This window comes from Mycobacterium sp. P7213 (assembly GCF_900604305.1).
GTDB lineage: Bacteria > Actinomycetota > Actinomycetes > Mycobacteriales > Mycobacteriaceae > Mycobacterium.
This window is the reverse complement of record NZ_UWOA01000081.1, coordinates 1-11,222: the sequence shown is the minus strand read 5'-3', so window position 1 is coordinate 11,222 and position 11,222 is coordinate 1. Positions and strand designations below refer to the sequence as shown.

Annotated in this window: 3 protein-coding genes; 2 read left to right on the top strand and 1 reads right to left on the bottom strand. The window is 73.1% G+C overall.

The genetic code is table 11. From position 1 onward, the window contains the following. Nucleotides 1–592 precede the first annotated feature (592 nt). Nucleotides 593–9,967 (top strand): PE family protein, encoded by a 9,375-nt coding sequence (locus EJK91_RS22000; RefSeq protein WP_164518050.1) that lies wholly within the window; start codon nucleotides 593–595, stop codon nucleotides 9,965–9,967. Between the two features lie 26 nt (nucleotides 9,968–9,993). On the opposite strand, the gene EJK91_RS20625 is transcribed toward EJK91_RS22000, so the two are convergent. Continuing rightward, complete coding sequence (locus EJK91_RS20625; protein ID WP_234783417.1) at nucleotides 9,994–10,611, bottom strand: GNAT family N-acetyltransferase; 618 nt, start codon at nucleotides 10,609–10,611, stop codon at nucleotides 9,994–9,996. Nucleotides 10,612–10,896: 285 nt separating this feature from the next. On the opposite strand from EJK91_RS20625, the gene EJK91_RS20620 reads away from it, so the two are divergent. Further along, nucleotides 10,897–11,222 (top strand): hypothetical protein (locus EJK91_RS20620; RefSeq protein ID WP_164518049.1); only part of this gene is annotated, 326 nt, incomplete at its 3' end.

Genomic DNA, 11,222 nt, shown 5'->3' with positions numbered 1-11,222 from the left:
TGCCGGTAGTGCGGTTGGGGCGTTTTTGGCGTTTGGGTTGTCGCCGTTGTCTTCGGCGCCTGTTGCGCATGCGGATGAGCTGGATTGGGTTGTTGATCTGGTTGGTTCGGATTTGGCTGGGGCTCTTGGTGATTTGAGTCAGGCGTCGTCGTGGGAGACGTTGTTTGATCAGGCTTCGTGGGAGCCGTTGCTGTCGAATGTGGGTTTGTCGTTTGATGCGTCGTTGGCGGGTGTGCCGGGTTCGGCTGCTGCTGATGATTGGTTTGGGTCGTTGTTCTATGACCCGTGGCATGACTTGGGTCAGGCGTGGATCAATAGTTCGTTTGGGTCTGCGGTTAATGACTTCATCAATATTTTTGGGTTCGGTCAGATTCTGATCGGTAATGGTGCTGACGGTATTGATGGTGGGACGCTGGCGCAGGCTGCTGGTGGTGCTGGTGGTTTGTGGTTCGGTGATGGTGGTGCTGGTGGTACGGCTGCTGATGGCACTGGTGGTGTTGGTGGTTCGGCGGGCATGTTCGGCGATGGTGGCGCCGGTGGTGCGGGTGTTGATGGTGGTGACGGTGGCGCCGGTGGTAACGGTGGCTGGTGGATGGGTATCGGCGGTGATGGTGGTGCTGCGGGTGCTGGTATCGCTGGTGGTGCCGGTGGTGTTGGTGGTGCCGGTGGTGATGGTCTTGGGTTGGCGTTCGGTTCGGGCGGTAATGGTGGTCTTGGTGGCGATGGTGCGGTGGGTGCTGCTGGGGCGGCGGTTGGTGCTGGGCTGAATGGTCTTGCCGGTGCKAATGGTGGTGCTGGTGGTAATGGTGGTGCCGGTGGTAAGGGTTCGTGGCTGATCGGTTCCGGTGGTAAGGGTGGTGCCGGTGGTGCTGGTGCCGATGGTGGTAACGGTGGCGATGGCGGCGACGGCATCGACGCCACCGTCGCCGGCGGTGCCGGTGGCGCTGCGGGTAATGGCGGTAACGGTGGTGCCGGTGGTGCCGCCGGTCTCGGTGGTGCCGGTGGCTCTGGTGGTCTGCTCGGTTCCGCCGGTGCTGCTGGTGCCGGTAGCACCGGCGGTAACGGTGGTAACGCCGGTCTCGGAGGCAACGGCGGCGACGGCGCCGACGGCGACTCGAAGTATGTCGATGGCGGTGCCGGTGGTCGCGGTGGTGACGCCGGTGTGGCCGGTGCCGGTGGTGCCGGTTCGACCCCGGGTACCGCAGGTAATGCGGGTGCGGCGGCGACCGGTGGTGGTAACGGTGGTCGTGGTGGTGACGGTGCCGACGCCACCATCGCAGGCACAGCCGGTGGTGCTGGTGGCCGTGGTGGTGATGGTGGTTCGCTGGGCAACGGTGGCGCCGGTGGCGTCGGTGGTGACGGTGCGGTCGGTCTGGCCGGGCACACCGATGTCAACGGCAATGGCACCACGGGTCTGGCCGGTGGCGCCGGTGGTGTCGGTGGCGCTGGTGGTGCCGGTGGTTCGCAGGCCGGCAACGGTGGTGCCGGTGGTGCGGGTGGCCGCGGTGGCACCGGTGGTATCGGTGGTGCCGGTGCCGACGGTCTCGCGGGCGTGGACGCGGCCGCCGGTAGCGGTGACAACGGTGGCGACGGTGGTGACGCGACCAGCACGGCCGGCAACGGCGGCGTGGGTGGTGTCGGTGGCGCTGGTGGTGCTGGCGGTACTTCGGCGCACGGCACCGCGGGTGCGCACGGTGTCGGTGGTATCGGTGGCGACGGTGGCGCCGGTGGTCAGGCCGGCAATGGTGGTGCCGGTGGTGCCGGTGCCGGTGGCGGTAACGCCGCAGCGGCGGGTTCCGGCGGTAACGGTGGTAGTGCGGCCGGCTCCACTGCGGGCCAGGGCGGTACCGGTGGTAAGGGCGGCTCCAGCGGCGGGTCCGCTTACGCCGCGACCGGTGCGACGGGTGTTGACGGTGTCGAGGGCAATGGTGGTGCCGGTGGTGTCGGTGGCGCAGGCGAGCTCCTGGGCGACGGCACCGCGCAGGCCGGTGGCCAGGGCGGTAACGGTGGCGACGCCGGTACCGATGGCGACGGTGGCGCGGGCGGCGCCGGTGGCCGGGGTGCGACCGGTGAGCACGGTGTCACCGACGGCAACGGCAACGGCACCGCGGGTGCAACGGGTGGTGCCGGCGGTGCGGGCGGCATCGGTGGTGCCGGCGGCACCAACTCCGGCACGGGCGGCGTGGGCGGCGCGGGCGGAACCGGCGGCACCGGTGGTAACGGTGGCGCGGCCGACGACGCGACGGCAGCCGGCAACACCGGCGGCACCGGTGGTAACGCCGGTGCCGGCGGCATCGGTGGCGATGGTGGTGCGGGTGGTGTCTCCGCGATCGGCGCCGGTGGTGCCGGCGGAGCCGCGGGTAACGGTGGCGCGGCCGGCCAGGCCGCGGATGGTGGCGCGGGCCTCGGCGGTGGTGGCTTCGACGCAGCCGGCGCCGGTGGCCAAGGTGGCGATGGCGCGGTCGGCGGCGCGGCCGGTGCGGCGGGTGCCGGGACCGACGGCGGCGCCGCCGGTAGCGCGGGCAGTGTCGGTGCGGGAAGCAACGGTGGCGCCGGTGGCGCCGGTGGCAAGGGTGTCGGTCTGGCCAGCGATGGCGTAACCGGACAGGCCGGTGGCGTCGGTGGTCAGGGCGGCAACGCCGCCATCGATGGCAACGGCGGCGCGGGCGGCGCCGGCGGCGCGGGTGCCAATGGCACGCAAGGCACGACGGACAACAGCGGCAGCGGTACCGCGGGTGGCAACGCCGGCGCCGGCGGCCAGGGTGGCGCCGGCGGTGCGGCCGGATCCAACTCCGGTACCGGTGGCGCCGGTGGCGCCGGTGGTCAGGGTGGTGTCGGCGGTAACGGCGGTGCCGCCGATGACGCGACGGTGGCCGGTGCTGCCGGAGGTGACGGCGGTAGTGCCGGCGCCGGTGGTGCGGGCGGCAAGGGTGGTGCTGGTGGCTCCTCGGCCAACGGCACCGGTGGCGCGGGCGGTGACGCCGGTAACGGTGGCGCGGCCGGATTGGCGGCTTCCGGTGGCAAGGGACTTGGCGGCGGCGGCGCCGACAACGCCGGTGCCGGCGGTTCCGGTGGCAACGGCGCAGACGGTGGCGCGGCCGGCAGCGGTGGCGCCGGTGGCAGCGGTGTCACTGGCGGTGCCTCTGGCGATGCGGGCCTGGACGGCCTGAGCAGTGATGGCGCGGCCGGTGGTAACGGCGGCGCCGGCAGTGGACTGGCCAGCGACGGCCAGACCGGTCAGGCCGGTGGAGCTGGTGGAGCCGGCGGTGACGCGGCCACGAACGGCAACGGTGGTGCCGGTGGCGCCGGCGGTGCGGGAGCCGATGGGGCGAACGGCACGACCGACGGCAACGGTGACGGCACCACGGGTGGCGTTGGCGGTGCCGGTGGCGCTGGCGGTGCCGGCGGTGCGGCGGGCAGCAACTCGGGCACCGGTGGTGCTGGTGGCGCCGGTGGTTCCGGTGCTTCCGGCGGTGACGGCGGCGCGGCCAACGACGCGACGGTGGCCGGCGCGGCCGGTGGCAACGGCGGTAGTGCCGGTGCCGGTGGTGCGGGCGGCGCCGGTGGTGCGGGTGGCACCTCGGCCAATGGCACCGGTGGTATCGGCGGCGACGCCGGCAATGGTGGTGCGGCAGGCACCGCTGCGGCCGGCGGCAAGGGACTTGGTGGCGGCGGCGCCGACAACGCCGGTGCTGGCGGTGCCGGTGGTAATGGCGCCGACGGCGGTGCGGCGGGCAACTTCGGTGCCGGCGGAACCGGTGCGCAGGCGGGTGCCGATGGCGCCGCGGGCGACGCCGGTGAGAGCAGCGACGGTGCGGCCGGTGGTAACGGTGGCGACGCCAGCGGCTTGGCCAGCGACGGGCTGACCGGCCAGGCCGGCGGTCAGGGTGGCGCCGGCGGTAACGCGGCCACGAACGGCAACGGTGGTGCCGGCGGCGCCGGCGGTAAGGGCTTCGCTGGCGCTGACGGGTTCACCGACGGCGGAGGCAACGGCACGACCGGTGGCGTCGGTGGCGCCGGTGGCGCAGGGGGCGTCGGCGGCGCGGCGGGTAGCAACTCGGGCAACGGCGGTGCTGGTGGTGCCGGTGGCACCGGTGCATCCGGGGGTAAGGGCGGCGCGGCAGCCGACGCGACGGTGGCCGGTGCGGCCGGTGGCAACGGCGGTAGCGCCGGCGCCGGTGGTGCGGGTGGCGCCGGTGGTGCGGGTGGCACCTCGGCCAACGGCACCGGTGGTACCGGCGGCGACGCCGGCGACGGTGGTGCGGCAGGCACCGCTGCGGCCGGCGGCAAGGGACTTGGTGGCGGCGGCGCCGACAACGCCGGTAACGGTGGCGCCGGTGGTAACGGCGCCGACGGCGGTGCGGCCGGCAGCGTAGGTGCCGGCGGAACCGGTGCGCAGGTGGGCGCCGACGGTGGCGCCGGCGAGGCCGGTCTGAGCAGCGATGGTGCGGCCGGTGGTAACGGTGGCGACGGCAGTGGTCTGGCCAGCGATGGGCTGACCGGTCAGGGCGGTGGCCACGGCGGCGCCGGTGGTAATGCCGCAGCGGTCGGAAACGGTGGCACCGGTGGTACCGGTGGCGTCGGCGCGACGGTCGCTGGCATCACCGACCCCAACGGCAACGGCACCGCAGGCTTCCTCGGTGGCGTCGGCGGTAACGGTGGCACCGGTGGTTCCGGCGGCACCACGTCCGGCAATGGTGGCACCGGCGGTAACGCCGGCAACGGCGGCAACGGTGGCGCCGGCGGCGCTGGTGCGGACGCGACGGTCGCCGACACCGCGGGTGGCTACGGCGGTAACGCCGGAGCCGGCGGCCAGGGCGGCACCGGTGGTACCGGTGGTGTGGCGAACAATGGCACCGGTGGTGCCGGCGGTAACGCCGGTAACGGCGGTAACGCCGGTATCGCCGGCAAGGGTGGCACCGGCCTCGGTGGTGGCGGTGCCGCCAACGCGGGCGCCGGTGGAGCCGGCGGCGCCGGTGCCGATGGCGGCAGCGCAGGAGGCCAAGGCGTCGGCGGTACCGGCACTGCGACCGGAGCCCAGGGTGGCGCCGGCAACAGCGGCCAGGGCAGCGACGGCGGCGCCGGTGGCCAGGGTGGGGCTGGTACCGGCCTGATCGGCGGAACCAACACCGGTCAGGGCGGTGGTGCCGGTGGTGCCGGTGGTGACGGCTCGTCGGTGCGCAATGGTGGTGCCGGCGGTAACGGCGGCGCCGGTGCGACGGTCGACGGCATTACCGACCTCAACGGCAACGGCACCGATGGCGCCGACGGCGGTGCCGGTGGCGTCGGTGGCGTCGGTGGTGCCGGCGGCTCCGTCTCCGGCAATGGTGGTGCCGGCGGTAGCGGCGGCGCAGCAGGCCACGGCGGCAACGGCGGCAACGGTTCGGACGGAACTGCCGGTATCAACGCCGGTGCGGGCACCGGCGGTAACGGAACCAACGGTGGCGACGCCGGCGACGGCGGCAAGGGCGGCAACGGCGGCCAAGGCGGCAACGGCGGTGCGGGCGGCAGCGCGACCAACGGTGCCACTGGTGCGGCCGGTGCCGGCGGTGCCGGCGGTAACGCCGGTGACGCGGGCAACGCCGGTAATGGCGGCCAGGGCGGCCACGGCGCCGGCGGAGGCGCCGGGGTCAAGGCCGGCAATGGTGGTGCCGGTGGTCAGGGCGGTGTTCGTGGCGAGGCCGGCGCGACCGCAGGTGAAGGCGGTTGGAACGGTGACAACACCGAACAGGCTGCCGACGGCGCAGCGGGCGCCGCGGCCACCGGAGGTAACGGTGGCGCGGGCGGCAACGGTGGCGCCGGCGTGGTGCACGCCGATGCATCGCCGCAGGCCGGTGGTGATGGTGGCCGCGGTGGCGCGGCAGGACCGGTCGGCGTCGGCGGTGCCGGCGGTAACGGTGGCATCGGTTCGGCTGGCACCGCAGGTGTCGACGGGGTCGTCGATGGCGCCGGCAACGGCGGCAGCGGAACCAACGGCGGTCTCGGCGGTGCCGGTGGTGCGGGCGGCGACGGCGGCGAAGGCGGGAGCATCTCCGGTGACGCCGGTGCCGGTGGCGCCGGTGGCGCGGGTGGTGCGGGCGGTCGCGGTGGTTCCGGCGCCAACGGTGCCAATGCCGCATCGGTGGCATTCGGTAGCGGGCTTTCCGGCGGCAACGGCGGCTACGGTGGCGACGGCGGCTCGGGCGGCCTTGGCGGCAACGGTGGCGCCGGTGGTGTCGGCGGCACGGCAACGCTCGGCAACAACGGTGCGGCCGGTGCCGGTGGCGTCGGCGGCCAGGGTGGCGCCGCGGGCAACGCCGGCAACGGCGGTACCGGTGCCAACGGTGCCGGAGGCGGCTCGAATGCGATTGCCGGACACGGCGGCAACGGCGGTGACGGCGGTGACCGTGGCGCGATCGGCCTCGGTGGTAAGGGCGGCCTGAGCGGCGACGGCAACCAGGCCGTCAACGGCGGCAACGGCGGTGCGGCCACCGGCGGTAACGGCGGCGCCGGTGGGCGCGGCGGTAACGGTGCGACCCTGGCCAACGGCAACCCGCAGAGCGGTGGCGCAGGCGGACTCGGCGGTGACGCCGGAACCTACGGCAACGGTGGCGCCGGTGGTGCCGGTGGCTCCGGCAGCGTCGGTGGCAACGGTGCGAGCGGCACGTCCAGTTCGGTCAATGGCATCAGCGGCCAGTCCGGTGGCGCAGGCGGCGACGGTGGCGCGGGCGGCAAGGGCGGCTCGATCGCGGGCAACGGCGGTGCCGGTGGCGGCGCCGGCGCTGCGGGCAACGGTGGCAACGGTGGCAACGGCTTCCAGGGCAAGGCGGGTCTCGACGCGGTCGCCGGCACCGGTGGGGCCGGCAGCAACGGCGGCAACGGCGGCAACGGCGGCAGCGGCGGTAACGGCGGAAACGGCGGTAACGGCGGTGCGGGTGGTACCGCGACCAACGGCACCGCCGGCCTCAATGGTCTGGGCACGGTCGGCGGTAACGCCGGTAACGCCGGAACCGGCGCGGATGGCGGTCGCGGTGGCAACGGGGCCGGCGGCGGCGTGAACAGCCTTGCCGGATCCGGTGGTAACGGCGGTGCCGGCGGCAACGTTGGCACGGCCGGTATCGGTGGCACTGGTGGCTTCAACGGTGATGGTGTAACCCAGCGGGCCGACGGCACCGACGGCTTGGCCGGAGCACACGGCGGCAACGGCGGCAACGGCGGAAACGGCGGTAACGCCCAAGGCACCACTCAGGCCGGCGGTAAGGCCGGTAACGGCGGCGACGGCGGCAACATCGGTAACGGCGGTAACGGCGGTAACGGCGGTTCCGGTACCACCGGCGCGGCCGGGGTCACCGGTGGCGACGGCAACGGAACCGACGGCACGTCTGGCACAGCCGGTGCTGTCGGCGGTAATGGCGGTAACGGCGGCTCCATCTCCGGTAACGGCGGTAACGGCGGTAACGGCGGTAACGGCGGCAGCGGCGGTAACGGCGGTAACGGCGCCGCGGGCACGGGCGGCTCGGCCGGCGGCAGCGGCGGCGATGGCGGCAACGCCGCGTCGGGCGCGGCCGGCGGAAAGGGCGGCAGCGCCGTCAACGGCACCGCGGGTAACGGCGGTAACGGCGGAAACGCCGGCAACGCGGGTAACGGCGGCACCGGCGGCAACGGCTCGGGCAGCGGCAACAACGCCCAGGCTGGCAACGGCGGCAACGGCGGCGACGGTGGCGATCGCGCGGCAGCAGGCCTGGGCGGTGCCGGCGGTACCGGTACGGGTGGCCCGGGTAAGTCCGGCACCGACGGTGCACTCGGAATCGGCGGCAACGGCGGCAACGCCGGCCACGGCGGCACCGGCCAGGTGCTCGCTGATGGCTCGTCCCAGGCCGGCGGTAACGGCGGCGTCGGTGGCGCGGCCGGCACGATCGGCAACGGCGGTGCCGGTGGTAACGGCGGCGCCGGCGCTCTGGGTGCGAACGGAATCATCGACGGCAACGGCAACGGCACCAACGGTCGCGACGGAGGTATGGGCGGTAGCGGCGGCGTAGGTGGCGCCGGCGGCAGCATCTCCGGCAACGGTGGCGCCGGCGGACGCGGCGGTATCGGTGGTACCGGCGGCATCGGTGGCGTTGCTCAGGGAACCGACGGCCAGAACGCAGTCGCAGGCAGCGGCGGCGACGGCGGCAATGGTGGCAACGCCGGCGTCAGCGGTAACGGCGGCGCGGGTGGCCACGGTGGTGCGGGTGCTCTCGGTGGCACGGCCACCAACGGAACCCAGGGCAGCACCGGTGCCGGCGGCGTCGGTGGCAACGGCGGCGCGGGCGGCGCCGCTGGGCGCGGCGGCAACGGCGGCAATGGTGCCGGCGGCGGTGCCGACCACACCGCCGGTAACGGTGGCGATGGCGGCGCCGGCGGCTACGCCGGCTACGGCGGTGCGGCCGGACACGGTGGCATCGGCGGCGACAACACCATCGCGGCCAACGGCAAGGCGGGCGCGGACGGCAACACCAGCACCGGCAACGGTGGTAACGGTGGCGCCGGGGGCGCTGGTGTGATGCTCGGCGACGGCGTCGCTCAGGCCGGCGGCAGCGGCGGTGACGGTGGTGCCGGTGGCGCAGTCGGTAACGGCGGTAACGGTGGCGCCGGTGGCGCTGGCGCGACCGGTAGCAACGGCATCACCGAGGCGTCCGGTGACGGCACCAACGGTGTGGCCGGTGGTAACGGTGGCCACGGCGGTAGCGGTGGCGCGGGCGGCAGCCAGGCCGGTAACGGTGGCGCGGGTGGCGTTGGTGGCGCGGCCGGTTCGGGTGGCCACGGCGGTGACGCTGCCGACGGGACCGCCGGCATCGACGCGGCGGCCGGCAGCGGCGGCAACGGCACCGACGGCGGCGATGCCACGGGCACGGCCGGCAACGGTGCGGCCGGCGGTATCGGCGGCAACGGCGGTGCTGGCGGCAGCTCTGCACACGGCACCGCAGGCGCCGACGGCGTCGGTGGCAAGGGCGGCAACGGTGGTAACGCCGGTAGCGCCGGTGACGGTGGTCGCGGCGGCAATGGTGCCGGTGGCGGCGCCAACGCGGTGGCCGGCTACGGCGGTAACGGCGGTGACAGCTCCAGCACCGCGGGAACCTCAGGTGCAGCCGGGGCCGGCGGTTGGAACGCCGATCACACCGCGCAGGCGGCCGGCGGAAAGGCCGGCGCCGCGGGTAGCACCGGCAACGGCGGCGCCGGCGGTAACGGCGGTACCGGCACCAATGCCGTGCTGGGCGGCGCGGCCGCCCAGCAGGGTGGCGCGGGTGGTATCGGCGGTGACGCGGCCCTCAACGGCAACGGTGGTGCCGGTGGTAACGGTGGCGCGGGCGGGACCGGGGCCAACGGCACCACCGGAACAACCGGAACCACGGGTGGCTCCAAGGCACCTGGCGGAACGGGCGGCGTCGGTGGAGACGGCACGGCCGCGGCGGCCGGCGGAGCCGGTGGTGCGGGCGGTGCCAGCGGCACCGAGTCCGGCAACGGCGGTGTCGGTGGCAAGGGTGGCGCCGGCGGTACGGGCGGTAACGGTGGTACCGGCGGTACCGGCGGAACGGGCGGCGCTGGCTCCAAGGGCAACACCGCCGGGGCTGGCGGACTCGGCGGGAATGGCGGTAACGGCGGCACCGGCGGGGCTTCCGGCCAGGGCGGTACCGGCGGCGCCGTCCGCAACGGCAGCGGTGTGGCTGGTACCGACGGCGCCAACGGCGCGGACGGTAAGGGCGGTAACGGCGGTAACGGCGGTAAGGGCGGCATCGGCGGCAACGGCAGCACCGGCAAGAACGGCTGGACCGCTGGTGCCGGCGGTAAGGGCGGCACCGGTGGTACGGGTGGCCTGAGCGGTTCCGGTCAGGCCGGCCTCACCGGTGGTGCTGGGGTTGCGGGTGGTGCGGCCAGCGGTACCGACAACGCCACACCCGGCCAAGGCGGTGCCGGCGGTACCGGAGGCAAGGGCGGCGGATCGTGATGATCCGCCGCCCCTGGCGACCGGCGCTAGGCGTCTTCGCGGTAGGCCGGAATGTCCTCGGGCGTTCTCGGCCAGGCGAACAATGCGACGCGCTGGTTCCATTTCGCCACGTAGTGCTCGCCAAGGAACGCCCCACCGCGGCGCTCCCAGAATCGGCGCCCGTACGAGCTTTCGCCGGCGAAGGTGTCGCCCAGGACTCGTCGGCACTGCGGTTCAATCTCGAACACGCTTTCCACGAATCCGCGGAACATGATGGCCCCGTGCCCGTGCTCGACCATGTCAAGTTCGGCGATGGCTGCGTGCAATCCGATGTCGTAGGGGTCGGCGTCGTAGATGGTCGCGATGTCGTCTTGGGCGGCCCGGAACAGCTCCATGTAGCCCATCGGCCGGCCGTCGATGCTGAACACGTACGGCCGCGAGTAGTTGCCCTCGAATTGGACGCCCAAGTGTTGACGCCACTGATCGGCCGGGTAGTCGTAGTGCCAGGTCTCGACCAGGTGCGGCCGGTTCATCCACTCGGAAATCATCTCGGCGTCACCGACCGGGTCTGCAAACCGGACGCTGTACGGAGCGGGAAATACCGGCAACGGCGGGGCCGGAACCGCACGGACGTCGTCGGACACATTAGCCAATTGCCGTGCCATCAGCGAGCTCATAGCGCACCGGAACCCGTTGCCGCTGCGACTATTTCGGAAAGCATTACAAGTTCCTCCTGGAAGTCCTTTGACGGCAACGCCGTCGCCAATGGGTTCGCCCATGATGCCACGTTGACCGTGAGGCAGCAGGGTCGAAATGCCGATCGCTACCGCCAGAGCGGGCAGCTGAATTTTCCCCAGCGGTGCTGAGACATCAGCACCATAAAAACACTCAAAAACTTGATCCGACAAGACATCACCGACATGGGTTCGCAGCAGAATAGGGAGTCCCGCATGACTGGTAAGCAGCACCGCGCAGAGCGTCGTGGCATCACTGGCGCCGTTCGCCGCCGGAGCGGCCGAGTGGCAGCTGCCGGTAGTGCGGTTGGGGCGTTTTTGGCGTTTGGGTTGTCGCCGTTGTCTTCGGCGCCTGTTGCGCATGCGGATGAGCTGGATTGGGTTGTTGATCTGGTTGGTTCGGATTTGGCTGGGGCTCTTGGTGATTTGAGTCAGGCGTCGTCGTGGGAGACGTTGTTTGATCAGGCTTCGTGGGAGCCGTTGCTGTCGAATGTGGGTTTGTCGTTTGATGCGTCGTTGGCGGGTGTGCCGGGTTCGGCTGC